The sequence below is a fragment of the Paenibacillus helianthi genome (assembly GCF_001909055.1).
GTDB classification, from domain to species: domain Bacteria; phylum Bacillota; class Bacilli; order Paenibacillales; family Paenibacillaceae; genus Paenibacillus_AQ; species Paenibacillus_AQ helianthi.
Genome location: NZ_LVWI01000103.1, coordinates 135,578 through 160,282, shown reverse-complemented (window position 1 = coordinate 160,282; position 24,705 = coordinate 135,578). Strand labels below are relative to the sequence as shown.

General features: G+C 40.5%; 30 protein-coding genes. 8 read left to right on the top strand and 22 right to left on the bottom strand.

Annotated features, from left to right (window positions below; all coding sequences use genetic code 11):
* Positions 1-314 precede the first annotated feature (314 nt).
* The 9 genes from A3844_RS32565 to A3844_RS30685 form a co-directional block, all read right to left on the bottom strand.
* Positions 315-674 (bottom strand): polysaccharide deacetylase family protein, encoded by a 360-nt coding sequence (locus A3844_RS32565; RefSeq protein ID WP_143192211.1) that lies wholly within the window; start codon positions 672-674, stop codon positions 315-317.
* Entirely contained in the window at positions 611-748 is a 138-nt protein-coding gene (locus tag A3844_RS34090) for a ChbG/HpnK family deacetylase (RefSeq protein WP_371916077.1), read from the bottom strand. The genes A3844_RS32565 and A3844_RS34090 overlap by 64 nt, the downstream gene beginning before the upstream one ends.
* Positions 749-927: 179 nt before the next feature.
* A complete protein-coding gene (locus tag A3844_RS30715) occupies positions 928-1,299 on the bottom strand; it encodes a GNAT family N-acetyltransferase (protein ID WP_083607106.1) in 372 nt (123 codons plus the stop codon).
* A gap of 76 nt (positions 1,300-1,375) precedes the next feature.
* A complete protein-coding gene (locus A3844_RS30710; protein WP_074083373.1) occupies positions 1,376-2,632 on the bottom strand; it encodes a nucleoside permease in 1,257 nt (418 codons plus the stop codon).
* Positions 2,633-2,765: 133 nt separating this feature from the next.
* Positions 2,766-2,861 (bottom strand): hypothetical protein, encoded by a 96-nt coding sequence (locus tag A3844_RS30705; RefSeq protein WP_083607104.1) that lies wholly within the window; start codon positions 2,859-2,861, stop codon positions 2,766-2,768.
* Positions 2,862-2,896: 35 nt separating this feature from the next.
* Positions 2,897-4,078: a phosphopentomutase gene (gene deoB / locus A3844_RS30700; RefSeq protein WP_074083372.1), complete on the bottom strand. Its 1,182-nt coding sequence runs from the start codon at positions 4,076-4,078 to the stop codon at positions 2,897-2,899.
* A 104-nt stretch (positions 4,079-4,182) separates the two neighbouring features.
* The gene (locus A3844_RS30695) at positions 4,183-4,644 is read right to left on the bottom strand and encodes a nucleoside deaminase (protein ID WP_074083371.1); all 462 of its coding nucleotides are present in this window, start codon (positions 4,642-4,644) and stop codon (positions 4,183-4,185) included.
* Between the two features lie 46 nt (positions 4,645-4,690).
* Positions 4,691-5,602: an EamA family transporter gene (locus A3844_RS30690; protein WP_074109482.1), complete on the bottom strand. Its 912-nt coding sequence runs from the start codon at positions 5,600-5,602 to the stop codon at positions 4,691-4,693.
* A gap of 34 nt (positions 5,603-5,636) precedes the next feature.
* Positions 5,637-6,458, bottom strand: coding sequence for a purine-nucleoside phosphorylase (locus A3844_RS30685; RefSeq protein WP_074109481.1), 822 nt, complete (start codon positions 6,456-6,458; stop codon positions 5,637-5,639).
* A gap of 358 nt (positions 6,459-6,816) precedes the next feature.
* Here A3844_RS30685 and A3844_RS30680 point away from each other — a divergent pair, with 358 nt between their 5' ends.
* Positions 6,817-8,031, top strand: coding sequence for an ROK family protein (locus A3844_RS30680; protein WP_074083368.1), 1,215 nt, complete (start codon positions 6,817-6,819; stop codon positions 8,029-8,031).
* 128 nt (positions 8,032-8,159) lie between these two features.
* On the opposite strand, the gene A3844_RS30675 is transcribed toward A3844_RS30680, so the two are convergent.
* Entirely contained in the window at positions 8,160-8,615 is a 456-nt protein-coding gene (locus A3844_RS30675) for a DinB family protein (protein WP_074109480.1), read from the bottom strand.
* A gap of 293 nt (positions 8,616-8,908) precedes the next feature.
* Between A3844_RS30675 and A3844_RS32975 the strand changes: the two genes are divergently transcribed.
* From A3844_RS32975 to A3844_RS30665, 3 genes are all read left to right on the top strand, one after another.
* Entirely contained in the window at positions 8,909-9,064 is a 156-nt protein-coding gene (locus A3844_RS32975; RefSeq protein WP_167374784.1) for a hypothetical protein, read from the top strand.
* A 64-nt stretch (positions 9,065-9,128) separates the two neighbouring features.
* Positions 9,129-10,127, top strand: coding sequence for a hypothetical protein (locus tag A3844_RS30670; protein WP_074109479.1), 999 nt, complete (start codon positions 9,129-9,131; stop codon positions 10,125-10,127).
* A complete protein-coding gene (locus tag A3844_RS30665; protein WP_074109478.1) occupies positions 10,112-10,486 on the top strand; it encodes a beta/gamma crystallin-related protein in 375 nt (124 codons plus the stop codon). The genes A3844_RS30670 and A3844_RS30665 overlap by 16 nt, the downstream gene beginning before the upstream one ends.
* A 96-nt stretch (positions 10,487-10,582) precedes the next feature.
* On the opposite strand, the gene A3844_RS30660 is transcribed toward A3844_RS30665, so the two are convergent.
* The 5 genes from A3844_RS30660 to A3844_RS30640 form a co-directional block, all read right to left on the bottom strand.
* Entirely contained in the window at positions 10,583-11,209 is a 627-nt protein-coding gene (locus A3844_RS30660) for an HXXEE domain-containing protein (RefSeq protein WP_074083365.1), read from the bottom strand.
* Between the two features lie 24 nt (positions 11,210-11,233).
* Positions 11,234-11,815, bottom strand: a complete 582-nt coding sequence (locus A3844_RS30655) for a TetR/AcrR family transcriptional regulator (protein WP_074083364.1) — start codon at positions 11,813-11,815, stop codon at positions 11,234-11,236.
* 217 nt (positions 11,816-12,032) lie between these two features.
* The gene (locus A3844_RS30650; RefSeq protein ID WP_167374783.1) at positions 12,033-12,479 is read right to left on the bottom strand and encodes a MarR family winged helix-turn-helix transcriptional regulator; all 447 of its coding nucleotides are present in this window, start codon (positions 12,477-12,479) and stop codon (positions 12,033-12,035) included.
* A 220-nt stretch (positions 12,480-12,699) separates the two neighbouring features.
* Positions 12,700-13,401 carry an SDR family NAD(P)-dependent oxidoreductase gene (locus A3844_RS30645; protein WP_074109477.1) on the bottom strand — a complete coding sequence of 234 codons (702 nt, stop codon included), beginning with the start codon at positions 13,399-13,401 and terminating at the stop codon, positions 12,700-12,702.
* A gap of 234 nt (positions 13,402-13,635) precedes the next feature.
* A complete protein-coding gene (locus A3844_RS30640) occupies positions 13,636-13,824 on the bottom strand; it encodes a hypothetical protein (protein ID WP_074103871.1) in 189 nt (62 codons plus the stop codon).
* A 253-nt stretch (positions 13,825-14,077) separates the two neighbouring features.
* On the opposite strand from A3844_RS30640, the gene A3844_RS30635 reads away from it, so the two are divergent.
* A complete protein-coding gene (locus A3844_RS30635) occupies positions 14,078-14,425 on the top strand; it encodes a VOC family protein (protein ID WP_074109476.1) in 348 nt (115 codons plus the stop codon).
* 156 nt (positions 14,426-14,581) lie between these two features.
* Here A3844_RS30635 and ppsA read toward each other — a convergent pair whose 3' ends face one another.
* From ppsA to A3844_RS30620, 3 genes are all read right to left on the bottom strand, one after another.
* Positions 14,582-17,191, bottom strand: coding sequence for a phosphoenolpyruvate synthase (ppsA, locus tag A3844_RS30630; protein WP_074109475.1), 2,610 nt, complete (start codon positions 17,189-17,191; stop codon positions 14,582-14,584).
* 236 nt (positions 17,192-17,427) lie between these two features.
* Positions 17,428-17,892 carry a phage tail protein gene (locus A3844_RS30625; protein WP_074103868.1) on the bottom strand — a complete coding sequence of 155 codons (465 nt, stop codon included), beginning with the start codon at positions 17,890-17,892 and terminating at the stop codon, positions 17,428-17,430.
* Between the two features lie 25 nt (positions 17,893-17,917).
* Positions 17,918-18,397: a GyrI-like domain-containing protein gene (locus A3844_RS30620; RefSeq protein ID WP_074109474.1), complete on the bottom strand. Its 480-nt coding sequence runs from the start codon at positions 18,395-18,397 to the stop codon at positions 17,918-17,920.
* A gap of 110 nt (positions 18,398-18,507) precedes the next feature.
* On the opposite strand from A3844_RS30620, the gene A3844_RS30615 reads away from it, so the two are divergent.
* Positions 18,508-19,476, top strand: coding sequence for a helix-turn-helix transcriptional regulator (locus A3844_RS30615; protein WP_074109473.1), 969 nt, complete (start codon positions 18,508-18,510; stop codon positions 19,474-19,476).
* Positions 19,477-19,487: 11 nt separating this feature from the next.
* Here A3844_RS30615 and A3844_RS34085 read toward each other — a convergent pair whose 3' ends face one another.
* From A3844_RS34085 to A3844_RS30595, 4 genes are all read right to left on the bottom strand, one after another.
* The gene (locus tag A3844_RS34085; protein ID WP_074109472.1) at positions 19,488-19,910 is read right to left on the bottom strand and encodes a rhodanese-like domain-containing protein; all 423 of its coding nucleotides are present in this window, start codon (positions 19,908-19,910) and stop codon (positions 19,488-19,490) included.
* Positions 19,911-19,936: 26 nt separating this feature from the next.
* Positions 19,937-20,254: a rhodanese-like domain-containing protein gene (locus tag A3844_RS30605; RefSeq protein WP_074109471.1), complete on the bottom strand. Its 318-nt coding sequence runs from the start codon at positions 20,252-20,254 to the stop codon at positions 19,937-19,939.
* Positions 20,255-20,444: 190 nt separating this feature from the next.
* Positions 20,445-21,494 (bottom strand): NAD(P)-dependent alcohol dehydrogenase, encoded by a 1,050-nt coding sequence (locus A3844_RS30600; protein WP_074109470.1) that lies wholly within the window; start codon positions 21,492-21,494, stop codon positions 20,445-20,447.
* Complete coding sequence (locus A3844_RS30595; RefSeq protein WP_074083353.1) at positions 21,491-22,648, bottom strand: MFS transporter; 1,158 nt, start codon at positions 22,646-22,648, stop codon at positions 21,491-21,493. The genes A3844_RS30600 and A3844_RS30595 overlap by 4 nt, the downstream gene beginning before the upstream one ends.
* A 218-nt stretch (positions 22,649-22,866) precedes the next feature.
* On the opposite strand from A3844_RS30595, the gene A3844_RS30590 reads away from it, so the two are divergent.
* Complete coding sequence (locus tag A3844_RS30590; RefSeq protein WP_074109469.1) at positions 22,867-23,415, top strand: TetR/AcrR family transcriptional regulator; 549 nt, start codon at positions 22,867-22,869, stop codon at positions 23,413-23,415.
* A 106-nt stretch (positions 23,416-23,521) separates the two neighbouring features.
* Entirely contained in the window at positions 23,522-24,697 is a 1,176-nt protein-coding gene (locus tag A3844_RS30585) for a serine hydrolase domain-containing protein (RefSeq protein WP_074109468.1), read from the top strand.
* Positions 24,698-24,705 lie beyond the last annotated feature (8 nt).

The window sequence follows — 24,705 nt, the reverse complement described above, 5'->3', positions numbered from 1 at the left end:
TTATTCACCTATCCTATATGTAATTTTTATTTGCAAGTCTAAGTAGAAAGCCCTTTCATATGTCGGGATTATGATTGATCTCCGGCAATTCATATTCTCCTTTCATATGTCGGGATATAATCCTTTTAATTGCAATATAAATTATTAAATGTAATTAAATAGCTTTCATGAATTACATTATAAACTATAAAATATCTGTTATATATGGCTCGAATTTTGGATAGGGGTTCAATATTTCGGCCAACGGGCTACAGATCCGCTCCATGGTCCATTACTTCACTTCCTATAACAACTAACAACGCCTTCAGCGGCGGTTATTTTAAACCGTTCCGCCGCTGAAGATCGCGAATTTCTTTCCAGGATATCAACTTAATATTTTGCTTCTTAATCAGTTCTTTCACATCAGGATCATTATAAAGTTGATACTCCATTTCACGATTTTCATAATAATTCGTCAGTTCTTTTAGTTCTTCCGATACAATTGCTGGATGCGTAGTGATTTGTGTAATCCCAGGCTTCAGATTATAAATTTGTTTCAATAATTCTTTTTTTGCTCCCTCATAACCTTCATCGCTTGAAAAATGATATGTAAGTCCCGCTATATCGTCAATTAATTGTTGTGACTGGTCAATGTAATATGTATTCCGACATTCATCGCCTTTTCCTTTGTACATTGTAGCGCTGCGTCGTGAGCAGCATCTGCCGGAACCATTATTGATGTTGATGTAATGGAATTATTTTGGAACATTTGCATAATAGCTTGATTCGTGGAACGCGTCACTCCCAAATCATCCGCATTAATTATGACTACCCGATCAGTTGGACTAAACCCTAATCCTTGAATCACTCTTAACTACCTCCTTCCTCTTAATTTGTTACCAAATAGCCGAGCTTAATTCCCATAGGTTGACCGTTCATCCATCTGTATTAGAATTTTGAATAAAAAAACACTGCATTTTCATTTTTGTATTTGGAGTTTGAATAAAGCAAAGTATCCACTGCGCCAATCTCAAAGCCAGCCTTTAAATAAAAACGGCAAGCGAGTAAATTGACATCCTGTGTTTCAAGTGTAAATCCTTTCATCCCTTTTTGTAATGCCCACTCCTTCGCTTTATTCAGCAAAGCCGTTCCTATTCCTTGTCCTCTGCTATTTTCTAACACAATAAGTCTATCTATATTAGCGAATTTAGTTTCTTCTACTGCTCCGAGTCGTATGTGCCCTAAGCATTTTTGTCCAGAATAGAATAAGAACGCACTACTATCATTGGAATCAATATATTCATCCAGATGTGCAGGCAACCCCCATTTTCGTCAGCCAGTGATACAAATCGTACTGTGCGGGAACAGGAGCTGCCTTTCGTTCATCATAAAGTAATTAATGACTGGAAGTTATATCCTTCATAGTATTCCGATCATGTTTATATCTAAAACTAACAGAGAATACAATTGCCAGTACGAGTGTGTATGCCCCAAAAACTAACCATATATTCTGCCAATCCTTTACACCGGCTACTGTGAAGTAATCTACAACTTTTCCACTTAGAATAGCTCCTACATATGCTCCTATTCCATCTACCATGGCTAGAAATAAACCTTGTGCACTTGCACGCATACGAGGATTAACTTCTTTTTCCACGAAAATAGCTCCAGAGACGTTAAAGAAATCAAATGCACATCCGTACACAATCATGGATAACAGGAGGAGTGTGAAGCCAAATCCAGATGGGCCACCATACGCGAAAAATACAAAACGTAATGACCAAGCAATCATACTAATAAGCATAACTTTTTTAATTCCAAAGTTCCGCAAGAAGAATGGAATGGCAAGAATAAAAAACACTTCAGAAATCTGTGATATCGATAATAAAATGGATGGATACTGTACCACTAGACTATCTTTATAATCAGGATTCAACCCGAAATCATGTAAAAATGGGTTGCCGAATGTATTGGTTATTTGCAGTGCAACCCCTAGAAGTGTTGAGAATAAGAAAAAGACGAGCATTCTTTTCTGTTTGAACAACACAAACGCATCCAAGCCCAAAAGACTAATCCATGACTTGTCTCTCTTCTCGTTAGATGTTGGGCAATCAGGCAGCGTAAGTGAGTATAGAGCTAGCAAAAGCGAAATACTTGCAGCTATATATAATTGAATATTGCTTAATTCAAGTCCATTGAGACTCACTAACCACATTGCAGATATGAAACCAATGGTTCCAAACACCCGAACTGAAGGGAAATCTTTCACTGTATCCAGCCCTGCTTTTTCAAGCGCAACATATGATATAACATTTGTCAAAGCACTGGTAGGCATATACACTACCGAATTAAAAAATATTACCCAAAACATTGTCGTTGGATCTGAAACTTGTGCTGCTATAAATAAAGAAATCGCTCCTAGGCTATGAAAAATTAAATATAGTCTGTTTGCTTTGATCCAGCGATCCGCAATAATTCCGGCCAAGCTTGGCATGATAATGGCCGCTAACCCTTTTGCGCTATAGACTATTCCAACCTGAGCACCTGTAAAATGTAACGTGTTTATCATATAGGAACCTAGGGTAACAAGCCAAGATCCCCAAATAAAGAACTGAAAGAAATTCATAATTCTAAGTCTTGTTTTCATTGTCATTTTAATGTCTCCTTTTGAGCTCAACTTGTTGTATGTTTGTTTCTTAACCAATGTACTTTTTACTTTTGTAAGGGGTTACACATTCATTCAAGGAATTCTATAAGGGAAAGAAACAGCCCTACGATGGTCCCTGTTAAAATGAGTCAAGCATGGCTACAAATTCATTTACAGCTTCTTTAGTACCCATGACTGATCCAGCTTTAACAATTTCGGGCACAGGTATCCCCATTATTAGAGCAATTAGCGCAAAGATATAACCTATAGTTACATTAGATCTCGAATAAAACTGCTGCCATGCTTCGGCATTTCGACTCCGAAATTATCAGCTACTGAAGCTCCAATATCTGCAAATGTATTGCGAACAGACAGTTCTCTGCCTTCTAAAAACGCCTTGGAATAAATGAGTAACGGGACATACTCGCGAGTGTGATCTGTCCCATGATGAATCGGATCATTGCCATGATCCGCAGTCAAAATAAGCAAATCTTTCTCTGTGAGATTGTCTAACAGTTCTGGTAGCCGAGCATCAAATTCTTCAAGTGCATTGCCATAGCCTTCCGGGTCACGCCGGTGACCATAAAGAGCATCGAAGTCAACCAAATTCAAGAAAGACAAACCGGTGAAATCCTTCTTTGCTACTTGAATGAACTTGTCCATCCCGTCCATGTTTGATACGGTTCGAATAGTCTCGGTAACGCCCTCTCCATCATATATATCTGAAATTTTCCCTAGGGCTATTACATTAAAGTTAGCATCCTTTAACTCATTCATGACTGTCCTGGAATAAGGCTTTAATGCATAATCATGTCGATTAGCTGTACGTCTATACGTTCCCATTTCCCCAATAAAAGGTCTAGCTATGATACGACCAACCATATACTCAGGGTTTTTAGTTATTTCACGTGCGATCTCACAGATACGGTATAATTCATCCAATGGTACAATATCTTCGTGGGCAGCAATTTGCAAAACGGAGTCCGCTGATGTATAGACAATCAAAGCTCCTGTTTTCATGTGCTCTTCCCCTAGCTCTTCTAATATTTCAGTGCCGCTTGCGGGTTTATTTCCAATGATTTTTCTACCGGACTCCCTCTCAAGATATTCAATCAATGGAGCAGGAAAACCATTTGGAAATACCTGAAACGGCTTGTCAACAACCAGACCCATAATTTCCCAATGTCCTGTCATCGTATCTTTACCGTTAGAAGCTTCCTGCATTTTGGTCCAATAAGCCAATGGATGGTCCGCCTTAGGTACACCTTTTATTTCTTTAATGTTTGATAAACCAAGCGCAGCCAAATTGGGCATATTCAATCCGTTTCTTCTTTCTGCAATATGTCCTAACGTATCAGCACCCCCGTCCCCGAAAGATGCTGCATCTGGTGCTTCTCCGATACCAACAGAATCAAGAACAATGATATGAATACGTTGAAATGGTATATTCATTAATCAATCACTCCTTTAGACTAAAATACACATAAAAGAGGACAGCCCCACTATGCAGCAAAGTTGTCCTATGAACTCATACATTTGTTTTATTAATAAGTAATTTAATGAGAAAATTTGTATCCATCAAATACTTTTAAACCTTCATCGTTGAGCACTTGTTCTACCAGTTCAGGTCTTTGAGGGCTTTTCTCAAACACCTCATTGCAAGCGATCATAATGTTGCTCCCAGCGATTTCAGCTAACTGATCATGTGATACGCTATATACTATTTTGCCCAGGTTAGACCACACCATGGCACCCGAACACATTACACAAGGTTCACAACTTGTATACAAAGTGTATTCGTTCAAATCAAATATATTGTTTTCAGAACAAAATTTCCGGATTAAACCGATTTCTGCATGATGCGTTGGATCACAAAATGTATTAATTTTATTTTCCCCAACCATTACTACCTCATCTTTTTTGACTAAAATTGCACCAAAAGGCTCATTTCCTTCTTTTCGGGCTTGAAGGGCAACCTCAATTGCTTGTTTCATAAAGATTTCATCTTTGTTAGTCATTCTAAATTCCTCCCTAATCCATATTTATTAACTTGCTAAAGACGTTTTAAATGCTTAAAATGTCCTTTTTGTTTTTCTTCAGTAATCCAGGTAAGGATACTCCAATTAGGATCAGGACGATCCCTACATATTGCGGAACACCAATGTGCTCATTCAGGACAAAGACAGACATTAGTAAGGCTGTTGGAAGCTCCATAGCCCCCAATATTGATGCTATTCCAGATCCCACTAACGGAACACCCTTCGAGAACAACAGCGTGGAAAGAAAGGGACCGACAAAAGCTAAAACAAACCCATATTGTATGGCCAGTTGTAATAACAGTTTTCCATTTGTTAAAAACGTTGGAGGTAAAATGATCGAACAAATGATCAGACCTCCAGTAGTCATGAAAGCTGTTTTCATAATCGGGTTTGCTTGAACCGCGACCTTACCGCTAACGAGTATAAAAATGGAGTAAGATAACGCTGCAAGAAGACCAAACAAAAAGCCAAGCCAATGAACGGCAGAAATTCCAGTCGAATATATATTGGTTGCGCTTATTGTTCCGATAAGTAAAGGAATAATGGATAGTAGCTTTCCCTTTTCAGGAATTCTTCTATTGATAATTGCCTCTAGCAACACACCGATCCATGTAAACTGAAAAAGGAGTACGATAGCCAATGAAGCTGAAATATATTGAAGGGACAGATAATAAAACATTCCTGTAAGTCCCGTTGTAGACCCTACAGTCATTAATAAAAGCAGTTCCCTTTTACCTGGTGTTACAAACTTCTTCTGTTTTGTACTCTTCGTGCCTTTCGTAAAAAGCACTCCGCCCCATAATAATATCGAACCTAATAAGAGTTGTATTCCAACAACGTCATTAACGATAAAACCATCTTTGTAGGCTAATTTGACAAAAGTAGATAATAAACCATAACAAATCGCACCTAATATGACATATACATACCCTTTCATAACGCCGCCTTTTTCTTCATCAGATTTTATCTAATTACTGGACCTTCTCAATAATTCCCTTAACTAAAGCAATGAAACTTCCTCTTACCAAAGCGGCTACCTCAATAACTTCGTTATGACTTAGAGGCTGATCTAGAATTCCACAAGCCATGTTGGTTAAACAGGAGATTCCTAGGACCTTCATGTTCGCGTGAACAGCTACGATGGCTTCCGGTACGGTCGACATACCAACGGCATCTGCGCCTAGTGTACGAATCATGCGAATTTCGGCTGGTGTTTCATAAGCCGGACCACTCCACCAGGAATATACGCCTTCACGTAAAGTTGTATTTTGCGCTTTTGCAACTTCCGTAGCAATTTGTCGCAATTCGGCACTATACACTTGGGAAAGATCAGGAAAACGAGTACCTAGATCGTTATTATTCGGTCCAATCAATGGATTCGTACCTACCAAATTGAGGTGATCTGTAATCAACATCAACTCACCCGGTTTAAAATTTTTATTGACGGCACCGCACGCATTAGTGATAAGAAGGTTTTCAACTCCTAGTGCTTTCATTACACGAACAGGGAAAGTTACTTCATCAAGCGTAAAGCCTTCATAATAATGAAAGCGCCCTTTCATGGCAATCACAGTTTTCCCCTTTAGCTCCCCAAGGACTAATTCGTTCGCATGTCCTACTGCTTCTGATTTTGCAAAGTAAGGAATTTCACTATAGGGAATTGTGAAAGGGTTTGCAATTTCATCAGCTAATGAACCCAATCCCGATCCCAAAATCATCCCAATTGTTGGACGATACGAGGTCTTACTTAAGATAAAATCTCTAGCTTCCTGAATATTTTCCGTTTTTTGCATGTTGTATGCCTCCTAAAATTATTGTGCTATAAAACGCTTAACGCACATTTCAAAATTCTAACTACTGAACTGTCTGTAGTTAATTCTAATGGCTTATTCTCTATTTGTAAACAACTATTTATCATTTATATAAAAAGTATATCTTTTTCAAGTGATTATTCTCTATTCTACTCGTTTTTTTACATTCTTTAATTATAAAAGTAATTAATGCAATAACTATTTAATTCAGTTTTATTTAATGGTTGTAATTTTGTAGAATAAAAATCAAATGCAGTGGAACTATGATTAAAAAAGTTGGATAATAAACTATAACTGTTTGGATTGGTTTCCTACAGATCACATATCAAGGAGAAAAAATATGCTGAATAAATTTGAGGGCTTATCCTCACCTAAAGCAAAAAATTTGAAGCTGCTATATAGCTTAGTACGTAGATTGGGTCCTGTTACCATTAATACATTAACTGAACATACTGGGTTTAAACATGTTACTTGTGGTCGTTTACTGGAAGAGCTCGTTGAGGAAGGTCTTATCTATGATAGTGGGATTGGAAAATCAAGTGGTGGACGTAAACCATTAGCCTATATTATTAAGCCAGATTCGTACTATTTAGTTGGTGTAGAACTAACAAGTCTATTTACTACGATCTTACTCCTTGATTTAAAGCTTAATATCATAAGCGTTGAAAAATTAAAAATGACCTCTGAATGCACTGGAGAATTCACATTAAACTATATTGCAGCATGCGTTGATCAATTATTAGCTCAGAATCACATTCCTAAAGTAAATTTGTTAGGTATCGGTATTGGTGTTCTCGATTCGTTCAACCCCGATATAGGTGTTATTTCACACCCTCAGCACTTTCCTGCAGGTGGATGGGATCTGAATATTGTCAATTCCTTAAAAGCCAAAACGGATATACCTGTATTTTTAGAAAACGGGACTAACTTAGCTGCTCTTGCTGAATATCGTATGAACTATTGGAAAGAGACAGACAATTTGGTTTTTGTATCTAGTGATATTGGAATTAGGTGCGGGATGATCTCACAAGGAAGATTAATCAGTAGTAAACGTGAGGTGGAGGATACCTTTGGACATATCATTATTGATATCCACGGTCGGCGTTGCTCATGTGGTTCATACGGATGTCTTCAAGCTTACAGTAGTTTGCCAGCTATTCGTGAGGAAATCATCCGACTTATAAAACGCGGAAAATCTTCCATGCTGTCATATGAAGTTAATGATGTTGAGGACATTGATTTATTTCATATTTTACACGCTTTAGAACAAAACGATGATCTCTGTTTAGCTGTGGTAGAAGATGCTGCCTATTATTTTGGGATTGGCCTTAGTAACTTGATTTTTTTATTACATCCTGAAATTGTAGTTTTCGGAGGCACACTAGTGCCGAAACCGCGTTTTTTTGATGTCGCTGCTAAAACTGCACAGGACCGTATAAGTTCTCATCCAAATACTAAAGTCGAAATAATTAAATCAACAGCAGCCTACAACATTGTGGCTCAGGGGGCTGGTTGTATGGTGTTGGATTATTTCACTGAAGAAGTACCTGTATAAATAAGGATTCAAGTTCCAAATCAGGTGAGAAAACACCTTGCAAATGTTAAGCAGCCAGCCACCGAAGTTCGGCGTCAGTAAATTCCTTAATAATGACTATCTCATTCCGAGTAATGGTGATTTTGGCCCTAAAGTCTCGTGAACGTAATGTAATCAACTTGGACAGGCTCTGCTGATTCGAGCCGAAATGCTCGGTTGATCTGTCCCCTGTGATATTGTCCATGTAGGAGGACCTGCGACAGGATGTCCCGGACGGACGTTCGGAACGGAAGTCCGCTCTGGTTCTCATAGTCGATCATCCCGTCCAAATCGGATTCCTGGAGCCCCTCTATATAGACGCGGTACCGCTCTGCGTTTTCTTCGAACATCGTCCGGATCGCCGTCAGGTCTGCAGCTTCCTCCCACAACGAATATTGCGGGCTGCCCTTGCCCTGCAATCGGGACAGCCAGACTTGTTCCGCGACCGCGATATGCCGAACCAGCATCAGCAGGTCCTTGTTCTTCGTCTCATTCTTCTCGAGCGCGTCCAGGATGCGTCCGTCCGCCCAGTACAGGTGATCCATCATGCACTTGATTGTCTTCATTTCAGTTTCCTCCTCTTCATCTCATCGATTACTTGAACCTACTGTTTCCGGTAACAGCTTCTCCAGTTTTGGAAAGTCTCTAGGCCCACTAAGAAATTTATATCATATTTACAACCTTGCTTTAATAAGTTTAGTTGGAAATTGTTTTACAAAATCTGTGAGGAGGACTAGGGTTTGGAATTTGATGAGGACAAGGCAGTCCCTCATATTTAGGACACATGCTAACCCCTTAAATGTACGCTAAAAGATATTTGTTTAGAAAATCACACCATATTTTTATAGGAGGATTACCTATGAACTTAAATGAAAATTCTTCAAATTCAGCAGAAGGTGCACAGTCACAAACGATGAACGGCCACAGTCCTTTATTCGATCGTTTAAGCACAGAAGGAAAACCTTACTGGGACTATATTACAAAATATTCCCCCTGTTATTTATCAAGATATTAATAAGGATTTTGCTGGTGGGATAGCGGATTTAATTGCGAAATTTAATGCAGATGGGAACTGGAACATGGCTGATCAATGGGAAACAATAGGAGTAGTCCCTCAAGTCCCATATGTATATGCTTCTGTTCAAGAAACGAAGACACATCTCTTTTTAGGCTATTATTTTTATCATGCTCGTGATGATGGTCCTTTTCCCGTCGAACAACACGAAAATGACTTAGAAGGAATGATGATGGCAGTTCGAAAAGATGGAAACCACGGTGTTCTTGTGGCAATGGAAACAATTAGTCATTCAGACTACCTACGGTATCGTTTAAAAGACTCTAATGTGCAGCCAGGATACGGTGGAATTGAAAGTACTTCAGTTCGATACTCTGAAGTAACCCATCCAGAGGTATTTATAAGTTCAAATGGTCTTGGTGATAACCATGGGCATGGTGTGAGAGCTTATACTAGTAACGAAGATGTTGGCGATGATGGGATTGTCTATAAATTTGGAGAGCCTTCTTATACTGGACAGCCTAATCAATTTTCACCAAAATGGAAACACACTTATAATTATGGAATCCTGCCAATAGATGAATTATGGGAGAGGAAATTTCAATATAACAACACGCCTTTTCAATCGTTTGGTGTTTTTCCAAATACGCACACAAGCAACAACAATGCAAATGCCCCTTGGAACTGGTCTGATAAAGACCAAGATGGAACGGTAGGAAAGGGAGTTTTTTTCACTGATCCAGCTTATTTATTTGATATTGACTTTAATGGATTAGGGACATTCTCGCATGAATATGTATACAATCTTTATTGGACACATAAAGTAACACTCAAGTCTGTCACCCCTAAAGTTTATAAGGACCCTAGCAATAATCTACCTGATATATATATTAGTATGGACACATATCCATTAAGTGAAAAGAGATATATAAGTGAAAGAGTGTGGATGAAAGCGGATGCGGCTTTAAATATACCGCACCCCGTCATTTTTGGGGGTGACCAAAAAACCGCAGATATGACTCATCATCGTCAGACGCGGATGATGATATGGGATCTGTTGTAATTCCCTTAGATACAGGGAATATTGCAGGAAAAGCCGATTTATCAGAAGCTATAATTGATTATGAAGTGATATCAAACCCGAGTTTTCCATTAGCGCAACAGGGGGTCTATATTTACAAAGATTCTAACTTTTCAGGGACCTCTATGCAATTGACAGGTAATGTTATGAACTTTAAAGATATTGGTATGAATGATGCAGTGAGTTCTATTAAGATTGTTGGACCTTATGATGTTGTAGGTTACTCAGATGCGGACTTTAAAGGACGTTCCTCAACATTAGTAACAAATGATAATCTAAGTACTACCGATCTTAAAAATGATGCGATGTCTTCAATTCGAATTACTCGAAGAACTATCTAGAATATCCTCAACTCGATGGCTGAAGCGGCAAGTTTTTTTAAAAAACGACCATCCTAACAAATGGATGGTCGTTTCCTTTATCCAAATCAAGAAATTTCACCGTCTCTTATATGTTCCCAATTGATGTTGTGAAAATATCTGAACAGAGTTTTTATTTTTTAGCCAAGTGTTTCCTTTCACAATGAAAATATAGACGGCGATGACAAAATAAATTGTACTCAAAATCCAGTCCATTAAGGACACTACATCATGCTTATATACGAAGTTAATATACCAGATCCCAATTGGTAAATGTACAAATATTGCCGTAAACATTCCTGGATTGTAAATCTTTTTTGCTTTTATATTTAGGACAATACCATGAAAAATGATCTGGAAAAAACCCATTAAAACAGGAGCCATCCCCAGCCATACTACTGAGGGGAAAAATACAGGGAGCAAGTAAAACAGATAGGCGATGCCCACATTAATTATCATTGCTGACTGTTGGTTTAACGGGTATCTCTCAGGTGATTCACTTTTGAACAGAACCGTGTTGAATACGCCTGGAAAGTAACCCGGCCAACGATATTCCTCAAACTGATGAAGAAGGATAGCCACGAAGCTTAACCATAAAATACTATTAATCCGCGGAACCGTTCCCCAATTCATCGAAACAAAAATGCATACGAGAATTCCAATGAAGAGCCCTAAATCCTGCCAATATTTTCTTAATAAATTCATTTGATTCACCTCAATCCTAGTTTTTCACTGCAAGTATCTATCAAAAAGCAAGTCAATTTGTTTCTCTATAGGTGCAATCTTCACGGAAGCCCCTGTTTCCAGAATAGGACTCATAAGCGCCGGAAGAAAAAGCGCTCCAAAAATCTGCATCGTCATTGTCATCAGGTGCTCTGGCTGTTGTTCATTAGTTAACTCTTTCAACGTACTCTGGATCTTAGGAAATCCCAATAAGTTTAAAAATGACCCATATTCATGTTGCGATGAGAAAACAGTCTTACCCATTAGGATGATTCTAGAGAGCAATTCGGGATACTGACGGATGACTTGCAAATAATCTAGTAAGAATTGCTTCAATCTAGCTCGTGGTGATAGAGAAAAATCAGAAAGTACAGCAAAGGTATGCTGAAAGCTGTTCAATATCAGCTTAACGGACTCGTTCATTAAGTTATCTTTGGAACCAAAGTAATAGTTAACTAGGGCGACATTCGTACCCGAGGCTTCTGCGATTTTTTTTATGGTGATACTTTCAAAGCCTTCTTGTTTGGTTAGCTCCAGTGTGGCGCGCATAATCTTCTCTTTTGTTTCCAATTTTTTATCTGTTTCCATGTGTAACCTCCAAGTATGTGAGTTTGAATTGAACGATCCGATTAATTTAAATGTCATTTAAAATGTTATTTAAACTTAGTATAGCAATTATTTTTCTTTTTGCAAGCTTGATTCTGACAAGGATAAATGGTTCTGTATCTGCGCAAAACAAAAAATCCGCACACAGCGCGGATTTCAATGAGTATATATTCGCTAGTAAGAAGGTGTTTTGTTCTGATTAAACGTTTCCCTTCATTTTTTCAACATTTCTATTTAGCTGTACTAATATTTTCCTTAGCACGGTAAGCTCTGTATCACTAATATCAGTTAATAGTTCCTCCGCAAAATGCTCTTTCTCCTTTTGTGAAGTTTCGATTAATCCTCTTCCGCGATCCGTTAATTTAACCAGAATGATACGGTTGTCCCCATCTTTTTTTCTTCTTGATACGATCCCGTTATCTTCAAGCTGTTTGAGATGTCTAGCGACAGCTGCCTTGTCAAGGGTCACTTTTTTCTGTAAGGCACTCTGACTGATTTCGGTTTCTTGATATATTAATGCGAGTATTTCAAAGCGAGATTGGCTGATACTGATGTAAGCATCGAATGTAGTGTTTATGGCATTGTTTACACCGTACATTTGGTATAACAGCGTGGCTTTCTGTGACCAATCTTTGCTCAAAACCATCCCATCTTTCTTAATCGGATTTTATTACTACAGGCTTGCAAATGTAATAGACAATATACAACGTAATTTCTTTACAAGCAAGTCTGCCTAGAGCCATAACGATCCCTCTTCGTGCATATGGAAGTGATATCATCCAAAACTAAAAGCCCTCTCCGGTGGAGAAAGGGCTATCCTAGAAGTTGAAGTCGTTCAGAATGTATAAGTGAATCTTATTATTCAATCAGTATACTGCTAGCGTGCCGTCATAATTAATGACCTGTCCATTGTGATTTTTATCATCCAAAACAAAGGTAAGGATAAATTCCGCAGCTTGAGCAGTTGTTTTCACGAAATCTCCTGTCATATTACCATTTAAATCTGTTGAAACCGCCCCAGGCATCACTGATAAGATCTCTACAGGTATATTCTCCTTCTCAAAGCTCATTCCCCAAGACTTTGTCATGACATTTAAAGGAGCCTTAGATGTTTGATAGGCAAATGCATTGAAGTAAGGTAACGGCTCAATAGGTATACTGATATTTTGAATAGTGCCTCTATTGGCAATCAATAAGGGGAGCAAGCCTTTTGAAAGTGCAAAAGGACCGATAAAATTAACTTGATGAGTTACCTGCAGTTCTTCAACCGCAAATTCCCATCCAAGTTTATGCATATCGCCTGGAATACCGGCATTGTTCACCAAAAGCGTCAACTCAGGGAAATTCTGCTTAATACTTGTCACTGCAATATCAATACTCTGTGGGTCAGCAACGTCCAACAATACCAAATGTGCATCACCAAATGCTTGGAGGGCAGTTACTGCTGTTTCGCCCCGCTCCTGATCGCGTGCCCCAACTAAAACACGATACCCCGCTTCTAACAATTGCTTTGCAATCTCGAATCCAATCCCTTTATTCGCACCAGTTACTAATGCTGTCTTTGTCATCTGTTATTCTCCTTTTTCTACGGGCAATCTTATGTTCATTACTCCGTAAACTGTATTCCATACTTCCAGTTATCTGAAACATATCTGTTGATAGATCAACGGTTGATCTATCAACAGTTTATGATAAATTTTCTTTTATGGCAAGCTATTTTTTAAAATCATTTAAGTTGAACCTAAGAAAAAAGTTATGTATTTTAAAGCCGATCCCACAAAGGATCGGCTTCATTTTAATCCTTAATTTTGTCTGTTCTCCACAGATTTCATACGGTTTTGATCGTCAGGCAGCCGGTCTTTACTGTTTTCCTGACCTGCTTCTACTTCACCGTGGCCGGAGACAGCCCGGGCAAAATTTGTGAACTGTCTTTTTTCCTCGTCCTGCTCGTGCTTAAGCCTAAGAAGCTCCTGCGGATCCTGAGTTGTCATAATGTTTAACCTCCTAAGAAATCGAATCAATGTGTTGATTCGCACTACAGAAGTTTTCCATTATAACGCGGAGCTTATGCAAGAAATTCAAAATCCAGCCTCTTAGCCCTATCCTCCTGTGTGTTATCCTTTAGACTCCATTTCATCAGAAAATAAAATATATTTTTAGGGCATTAAAAAAGGAGGAAGAATATCGATCTCGAATATCAAATCGGACAACTAAAAATTTGATGACAGACAGGAGCTGGATACAATGATAAAAGGTTTCGGAGGAATATTTTGGAGAACCAAGAATCTTGAAGTTGTGAAAAAATGGTACAGTGAAGTGTTGAAGATTGAAATAGACAATTGGAATGGGACTGTGATTAAACCTGAATCAGGAAATGAGACGATCTTTTCTTTCTTTACTGAGAATGACAGTTATTTTCCAACCGAACAACAAGTGATGTTGAATTTCCAAGTACATGATCTAAATGAGACTATGCAACATCTTGAACAGATTGGTGTAACTCTTGCCAAGAATATAGAGATTAGTGAATTCGGAAAGTTTGTTTGGATTGAAGATCCTGAAGGCCGGCTGATCGAGCTTTGGGAGAAATAATTACTTCTTATCTCAATGTTCATAGTGAAAGTGCTAATCTCCATGCGGCCATACAGGGAAGTAACCTTTTTTAATACTGATGAGGTGTATGGCCGCTTTCTGCAATTCTAAGCGAATACTCCATGGTGTGGAGAAAACCTGAAGATGAACTACTGCCTACAGTATTTCGATATACCCTTCTGTTCCATTCACCCGAATTCTCTGTCCGTCTTTGATCAGTTTGGTAACATTCTCCACCCCGACAACTGCCGGCAAGCCATATTCACGCGCGACAACGGCTCCATGAGTCATGAGTCCGCCAACTTCGGTGACTAGACCTTTTATAGATACAAATAGTGGTGTCCAGCCAGGGTCAGTAAAGGAGGTAACTAATATATCTCCATCATCCAGATTGGCATTTTCCATGTCTAAAATGACACGCGCTCTTCCTTCTATCACTCCAGTAGATACGGGTAAACCTACAATTGCATTAGCAGGTATATTTTCCCGTTTATACTCACCGGAGATTGCTTCACCATCCGACGTAATGACACGTGGGGGAGTTAGTTTCTCATAAAATGAGTACTCTTCTTTTCGTTGGCTGATGATCTTGTAATCCAGCTTATTTGTACGCACGACTTCATGAAGTTCTTCAAAAGTGAGATAGTACATATCTTCTTTGTCATGGATAACCCCAGCTTGAACGAGTTGTTCAGCTTCTTTGAGTAAAGCCTGCTTATAAATGAAGTAGCGGCTTACCATGCCGTATTTTGGATACTCCCGGTAGCCGATGAAATTCCGGATGATGTCGATCATTCGTTTTGCCTCTTTGGCTTTTTGTTCACCGTCCGGTAATTGCTTCAATCGATCTATTAACTCTTGTTCTTTGTTCAATGCTTCCTGGCGCCCTTGCTCAAATTTCAGATGGCCGGCGTTAGGCTCAAAGTTCCTGATGTGATTCAGGATCAACGGGATAAGGGCAGTGGGTTTCTCGCTCCAACGCGTTCTGGTAATATCGATTTCTCCGACACAGCGCATTCCATATTTATCGAGATAAGCATGAATAGCGTCTTGGGTTTCCTGTCCGCCCTCAAGCTTTACCAGTTCATCCAGAAAATCATCTTCTTTTGCATGCTGCAAATAATCAATCACTTCTGGATAAGGACGAATCACATCCGCAACATCCATTAGTGCCAGCCCCATTTCCGAAGTAATATTGCTCTGTACAGATTGGGAAAGTGTATCTGCTGCGTTTTTTTCGCCTAACCACTCGTTCATGTTTTTATTGATCCATGATGTAGCATTTATAGCAGCCATAAACACAGCCGTACTTTGCGGGTCAAATAAGATCTTCTTTAATTGCTGGATATCTTCCAAAATAAAATCAATTAAATTGGAGCCTGATTTCGTATGGATATTTTGTTTAAGCTCTTCTATCGATGTTTGATTTCGTTTAATCAAATCAGGAACGATTGCCGGATCGATTTCAGTTTGTGGCTGAAGACCAGCAGACGGCATCCCTTTATTGTTTATACTGGGGCTCAATTCCTTATTATCTGCGGGGAGCAATTTAATGAAATCCCGTTCTATTATGGTCATGAGTGCACCTTTAATCAGCGGATCGGATCCAAGGTTATTTAATAAAGTGGCCCTGCCGGCAGGCGAAGACAGATGCTGTGTGATATCCACAAATAATCTTCCGCCAGCTTTATACCTGGGCCCAAAAGAGGTTAACTGGAATAAAGACATTCCCAGTGGTTTTAAGGGATCCGTCATCATTTGTTGATGACCTACAGATACATAAACGTGATTGTTTTGATCGTTCGTTTCAGGAATCGGGTATAAAGTAGTAATTGGCCGGCTCTGAACAATATAAAATGTATCCTCGGCCAAACACCATTCGATGTCCTGGGGGCAGCCAAAGTAACCTTCAATCTGCCTTCCGATGCGTGCCAGCTGTAAAATTTGTTGTTCAGTAAGTGTTTGATCTTTTTGCCGATTAGGTTCAATCTGCCGGGTTTCTGTTCCGCCTTCTTTTAAACCATAGATAGCCAACTTCTTGGTTGCGATTCTCTTCTCAACGATTTTCTCTTCCTGTACTTTATAACCATCGGCAGATACCAAGCCCGAGACCAGTGCTTCTCCAAGCCCAAAGACCGCATCGATGGATAGCAGCTTCCGGTTAGAAGTAATCGGATCAGCGGTAAATAATACCCCTGAGGCCTCCGGGTATACCATTCTTTGCACGATAACGGATAAATAAACTTGACTGTGGTCAAATCCATTTTGCATCCGGTAGATTACCGCCCGCTCCGTAAATAGGGAAGCCCAACATCTGCTGATATGCTGCAGGATTGCATCAACGCCGATGATATTTAAATAGGTGTCTTGTTGTCCAGCAAAAGACGCATGCGGTAAATCCTCAGCAGTCGCACTGGAACGTACCGCATAAGCCTGCTCCTCTCCAAACCGGGAAAGATAGTACGTAACTGCATTCACGACATCCGAAGGAATTTCTGCTTCTTCGATGATTTGTCGAAGCTTCCGGCTGACATTACTAATTTGAGCCCGGTCTTCAACATTTAGCATGGTTAGTCTACCCAACAAAGAATGATACATTTCGTTTTGTTCGATGGCTCTTTGATATCCCACTGTTGTAACACAGAATCCTTCGGGTACCTGTATTCCAGGCAGTTTCGATAACTTTCCTAAATGAAGCCCTTTTCCCCCAACAAGTAGAAGCTGGGTATCATCCACTTCCTGAAAGCCGATAACTAATGAACTCATTCAAGATCTCCCCTAACCATTAAATTGAGAAAAAAATTTGACAAGAGTTTGACTGCGTGGTATATTAATAATATAAGATGCCTTTACTATGCTAATAAATATTAATTTTGATGCAAACCGATTATATCATCGCGTCTGTTTAGATGCAATATTAAAGAACCTGATGAAGTCATCAGGTTCTTTTTTTGGTATGTGGCCTAAGGAATCCTGCCAAGGCTTGCCTGTATTCGTTACTTCTAATATTCGCCTTTAATTACAAAAAACGAACCACGGATTGTTCCCGCCAGTTTAGACTTCTGTCTGGCAAACTTAAACTTCCCTTCTAACTCCTGTGGTATCTCCATCCCCTCAGATAGCTTAAAGCCTACAGCCCGCTTCTTGGAGTCATCCACCGTATACATCACGTTGAGCGCAAGACCATCCTCATAAAAGACGTAGGTAAACCGGATATTTTCCACTTGAAAACGTGATGTTTCTAAAGGCTTGGCCGCAAAAACAATATCTCGTTCTTCCTTCAAAATCCGGTTCACATAATCAAGAGCATCCTGGCTCTCACTGGCTGGCACAACCTCAAATTCATGTTTATATTTGTTCATGAAGTAACGGGCTTCATTAGCGCGTAAGCCTGCAAGTGTATCAACTACAGGTGAAGACTCCAAGCCAATCGTAGACACATTTGTAAAATCAACGGTGTAGGACATTTCCAGCACTCCTCTTATGTTCAGATTATTTCCTTACCACAGGGATCCACATTTCACCAATAACTAAGCCGCCCCGCTGCCCCATCTCCACCGTTGTATTAGGTCCCCCGACATAGGCGAAATCCTTGGCTTCCGGCAAGGCTTGACCAAAGGCAAGGCCGGCAAGCTTATTATTTAATTCATCAGCCGTCTCCGCTTCTCCTCTAACAACCAGGTATTTCCCTTTAGGAAATTGGATAACCCTAGCTTCTTCTGGTGCAGCTGCCTCGGTCATAACACCGGCATAATGCATCATTTTGTTATTCACCGCTTCGTTCACGGCAAAAATATAGTCATTGGTGGCTATGCCTTTTAGATAATCAAGCCTTCCGTCTTGGCTGACGGCCTGCCAAAAGTCAGACTTTTCTTTGTTAATGCCAGCATAATCTGTGTAATCACTCTTGAGCTCAGTTCCTAAGCCTATCACGGTAAAGCTGTCTTTTTCTTCAAGGGAATAATCTTCCATAGTCAAAACCATCCTTTTTTGTGGATTCATCAAATGAGTTGTCTTCTTCACTTGATAAATATATGATAGCCTTAAATCATGTCAAAAAATGATACTGTTTAGGAGTCCCCATGAAAAAAGTTGAACGGATCAATATCATCATGAGGTATATCAACAACCGCGCCCATTTTACTATTTCTGAAATCATGCAGGAATTTAACATCTCCCGTTCGACGGCTATTAGAGATATCAGAGAAATTGAGGCCATGGGAATGCCGCTTGTCGCAGAAGTTGGAAGGGATGGGGGGTATTCTGTCATGCGCAACTCTGTTCTTCCTGTTGTCCGCTTTACCGATGATGAGGTCAAAGCGCTTTTTATTGCCTTTATGGCCACAAGAAACGGGCAACTCCCTTATCTAAAAAGTCGTCAGTCTTTATCCGAAAAACTACTGGGCCTCATATCAGAAAACCAGCAAGATGATCTTTTTCTTTTGAATCAAACCTTATTTTTTGAAGGGACCAACCCTAATAATCCTGACTTGCTTGATCTTTCCGATCTCCCCCATCCCATGCTGGAAAAACTAATCCAAATCCTCCTTTTGGATAGTTATTTATTGATTACCATCGAGGAAGAGAAAGTCATTACGCCCTACCCCATTTATCTCATGCACCTTTATCGTGAAAAAAACCTTTGGCTGATTGAAGGTTTTGACTTAAAAGAAGAAAAGAAACGGATTTTCCATGTCGACTATCTCACCAATATTATCCCCTATCCGGAGAAAAATAGATTAAGCAAGAAAAAGATTTTTGAAAAACTTAGTAAACAGGAAGAAGAAATCAACCTTGTCCTTGAACTTGGTCCAAAAGCGATTGCCCAGTTCAAAAAATACCATCCATTTAAAATTTCAATTTCATATACGAATCCTTACCAGACCACAGCCATTCTAAAGACTTTTATCCATGTGAAAAAGCCTGGAGAATTGACCGAAATGACAAATTGGATACTTTTCCTGGGTAGTGACGTTAAGGTTAGAGAAGTACCGGAAGAAGTGTTAGCAGATCTGCAAGGGAGATTATCTTTCTATTCCGCCCGCATTTAATCACGGCTATGTTAATGATTGAATCTGTGTCCACAATGACTTCCTCTGTTTGCGCGTATTTTTTGAAAACACGCTCTTGTAGGCCAAACATCGCCTTGTATTGTATATAGATTACGGAATCCATGCTTACGGAGGATTCTTGCTGCTTTATTGCTGTGATACCCTGTTTTGGACAGAATGATTACACCATCATCCGGGGATAGATCGTGGTGCCATACAAAAGGAAGGCGCCCTAAAGATATATTTATTGAGCCGGAAATATGTTCTTCCAAATAATCCGAAGCATCTCTGACATCAAGCATTTTCAAATTTAACCGTTCTTTTACTTGCACCCAATCTCGAGCCTTAATATAGGAAAGTGAACGCACGGGCCATATCTGGCGTAAGAACCATAAGACCACTGCTCCTGTCAAAAAGTATATAAGTGTTATCATATTGTCCTGTCCTTTCAGTAGCGGCTTTAGTCACGCACCAATTCATCTGTCCAGGCATTAAGCCCACCCGTCATGTTCACAACATTATACCCCTTCTCATTCAGCAACTCGCAAGCCAGGCCGCTCCGGTTCCCGCTTCGACAGATGACAATCGTTTCTTGTGCCTGATCAAGCTCATGTCGCCGTTCTAACAGCAATCCAAGTGGAATATGTTTAGCACCGGCGATGTGTCCCTCCCTCCATTCTCCAGGTTCGCGGACATCCAGCATATTTAGGGACTCCCCATTCTTGAGCTGCGCTGCTACCTTCTGGGGGGTGATTTCTTTTGAAATCTTGAATGCCATGTTAATCTCTCCTTTTAATATTTACGAATTACATATACCCCTACGGGTATTATAACATTTAAAATTCTGAACACAATAACTTCTCTGTAAGAATTAGTTATAAAAAAAGAATCTGCTACGGAAATAGCAGATTCTTTCTTTATAATCTTATATTAAAATAATAGCCGCAGCGCTAAGTCCACTTTCGTAATTATTCATTTTCCATCGTGCTGATGTCGATTACAAACCGGTAGCGGACATCGGAAGCCAGGACGCGTTCCCAAGCCTCATCGATTTGATTGGCGGAAATTATCTCAATTTCAGGAGCAATGTGGTGTTCCGCGCAAAAATCAAGCATTTCCTGTGTTTCGCGGATACCGCCAATCATGGAACCGGCAAACGACCGGCGCTGACCGATAAGTGAGAATACGTTAACTGGCAATGGCTCCGCTGGAGCACCAACATTGACAAGAGTACCATCCAGCGCCAATAACGAAAGATAGGAACTAATATCAATCTTTGCACTCACAGTATTCACAATAAGGTCGAACGAGCCAGCCAAATCAGCAAATGTTCCCGGATCGCTCGTGGCGTAATAATGTTGCGCGCCAAGCTTCAGACCGTCGTCCTTCTTCTTTAACGATTGGGATAAAACAGTAACTTCTGCCCCCATGGCATGAGCGATCTTTACAGCCATGTGTCCAAGCCCTCCAAGTCCAACTACAGCTACCTTTTTGCCTGGCCCTGCTCCCCAATGACGCAGTGGTGAGTACGTCGTGATACCCGCACACAACAACGGAGCTGCAGCATCCAGCTCAATACCGTCGGGAATTCGAACCACGAAATCTTCCGTTACGACAATATGAGTGGAATAACCCCCCTGTGTAAATTGCCCGTACCTGTCTATAGCCCCGTAAGTACCTGTCATTCCGCTCAGGCAATACTGCTCCTCCCCTTTATGGCAGTTATCACATTCTCTGCAGGAATCAACCATACAGCCAACCCCGACACGGTCACCAATCGCATATTTTTTAACTTCTGAACCTATCTGTGTGACAATCCCGGCGATCTCGTGCCCAGGAACAAGAGGATACTCAACCGGCCCCCACTCGCCACGAGCTGTATGGATATCAGAATGGCAGATACCTGCGAACTTAATCTCTATCAGGACATCATGCGGCTCTAGATCCCTGCGCTCTATCGTGGTCAGTTTGAATGGTCCTTCTGGACTGAATGTAGCACGTGCATTAACCTTATTCATAAATACCCTCCTGCAAAGTAGTTTCTAAGTGAAATGGCTACAACACTCAATATCAAGGACAGGATTCCCACCCATACGACATATTGTGTACCCATACTAGATATAAACAATCCACCTACAGCTGCACCAGCTGTTGTTCCTAGATTGGCAGATGTTAAGAACAATCCATTCGCAAAGTCAGGGGCTTCCGGAGCTGCAGAACTAATCCAATATTGATTGAAGTTCCCCCCGATTCCTGCCAATACCCCCCATATTGCAGTGAGAACAGCCATTGGTACACTGAACTGACCGACCAGGAACAAAATAATATAAACGGTTCCTAAAGCAAAGGGGAAAGTTATGACTGATTTGTTCGCATTTTTTGCAAGTAATCTCCCTGCTGCAACGTTCCCGATAATATTGGCCCCGCCGAATAGAATTAACATTATGCTGATTGAATTTGCAGACATATTTGTAACCGTCTTAAGATATTCAGCAAGATAGCTATACACACCAAATACGGCTGAGTTCAATAAAATAACAGCTATAATAGAAAACCAAACTATTGATTTCTTTAATACTCTGATTTGAGATCCGTAAGTAAGTCTTTCTTGAACAGGTAAAGATGGTACCAATAGTAGTGTTGCGATAAATACAATAGCATTAATAAGTGCAAAGAACGCCAGTGCCATTTCAATTGAAGCGGAGTTAGCGATGAAACTCACGATGGGTACACCAGCTACCATACCTGCAGATACACCAATAAAAACTTTAGAAACAGCTTTTGGGGCATCTTTGATGTCAACAGAGCCTGCAGCTACTGTAAATGCCAATGAACAATATATCGGATGAAAAAAAGCTGGAATTACTCTGGCAACCCATGCAATGGTGAAGTTAGTTGTAAATATGGATACGATGTTCCCAAGCAGAAAAACGCCAAGCACAAGCAGCATGACCAGCTTCCGATTGATCCCTGAAAATAATAACGGCATTGTTGGACCAGAAACAGCAACGGCCAGGGCAAAAAAACTCACCAGCCACCCTGCCTTGGATACACTCACACCAAAGTGGGCAGCAAGAGAAGGCAATATCCCTATAACCCCCATCTCGGTATTTATGATACCGAATACACCTAAGGTTAATATGAAAACCAGCATTTTATTCGGTTTAGCCAAAAAAACACTCCTAGCTTAAGTTATTTCGTTGTGTCAGTCATGATCTCCTCCCCCTTTCATTTTTCCGCATAACCAAAACAGTTTGTTTAATCAACTCATGTCCATTATTATATAAGTAAAAAGTCTATGTTCAATGATCAAAAAGACGTTATTTGTTGATTTATAAACAAATCTATCAAAACTATTCATGATCTAAGAAAGATTGGTGATCATTTACGATGGGAAAAGTGGATCGCAGAATTCTCAAAACCCAAGAATCTTTAAAAAATGCTGTTATTGAACTCATGATGGAAAAGAATTTTGATGATATTACCATTCAGGAGCTGGCAGACCGGGCAAATGTCAACCGCGGCACTATTTATCTTCATTATCAGGACAAATTTGATTTGCTGGATCAGCTCATAGAAATACACATTAATGAATTAGGGGAGATGGACGCCTGGGCATGTGAGTTGAATTGGGTGGATGCTCTTGTACCTTATTTTGAATATTTCGAGAAAAACTATTTGTTCTTTTCAACGATGCTTGCAAGTAAAGGAACACCATCCTCTTTTAGTACGCGGCTTCTTGCTTCTTTTATGAAAGGATTCCAAGGTGAGATTGACAGGGAAAGCGATAGGAACGCTGGATTAAGTGATGAAGTAATGCTGCAATATGCAGGGACAGCGTATGTTGGAGTCATCGAATGGTGGATTAGGAATGGGATGCCGTATCCGCCGCATGAGATGGCGAAGCAAGTCGGGGCCCTTTTAGAGAGAAGCCTATAATCCATGTACTATACAATCTGCCCAAAAGCGTTTAATATTCACTTTAGCCAGTGATAAAGTTAGTTTTGATTAAGGGAACTTATCAGGAGAGGGAGTCTTAAGAAATATGCTGGAGTCAAACATAACCAACCTATTGAAAAAAACGCTGAGGGCAAGTATCGATAACAAGGAAATCGCCGGCGCGAACTTTATGGTAATCAAGGACGGCAACGAAGTCTTTTATCATGAAGATGGCTTGGCCGACCTCGAAACGGGACGCCGTATTTCAAGAAATTCGATTTTCCGTCTATACTCGATGACAAAGCCGGTTACTGCCACAGCCGTTATGATGCTCCTGGAACGTGGCGAAATCGATTTGTTCGATCCTGTAAGCCGGTATATTCCGGGTTTCAAAAATCAACGGGTTGAGAAAAACGGCGAACGGGTACCCGTCAGCCGGGATGTCACCATTCACGACTTGCTGAATATGACATCAGGACTGGTATACGGCGGAACCGACACAGCCGGACAGCAGACAGATATATTGTTCCAGGAACTGGACAGCCGCTTACATAGTGACAATCCAATGAGCACAATGGAATTCGCAAACCGCCTGGGTCAAGGCCCCCTGTCGTTCGAGCCGGGAGCTTACTGGCAATACGGAACGTCGGCAGACGTCCTTGGCGCCATTGTAGAATCAGTTAGCGGCATGCGGTACGGGCAATTTTTGAAAAAAGAGATATTGGAGCCGCTGGAAATGAACGATACCGGTTTCTGGCTGTCTGAAGAAAAAAGAAACCGTCTTGCGAAAGTCTATCAGGATGACGGTGAAGGCGGCTTGAAGGTGTACACGGACAGCCATCTGGGCATCAACCACCATATGGACTGTGAACCGGTATTTGAGTCGGGCGGTGCCGGACTTGTCTCTACGATTGACGATGCCGCAAAATTTACAACGATGCTTATGAAACAAGGGAGCTATAATGGCGTTCAATTGCTTAAGCCTAGAACCGTTCAATATATGACCTCGGCTAGTTTAACGGATGGTCAGCAAAAAGGCTTCGATACTTGGCATTCATTGCAGGGGCACAGCTACGGCAACCAGATGCGCATCATGACCGACACCGGAAAAGCCGGATTTATCGGCGGCAAAGGCGAATACGGCTGGGATGGGTGGCTGGGGGCATATTTCAGCAACAGTCCTCAAGATGGTCTGACCGTACTGTTTATGGTCCAGAAAAAAGATGCCGGTACGATGGCGATTACGCGTAAGCTGCACAATATCGTCTTCAGCAGCTTGTAAGGGCCATC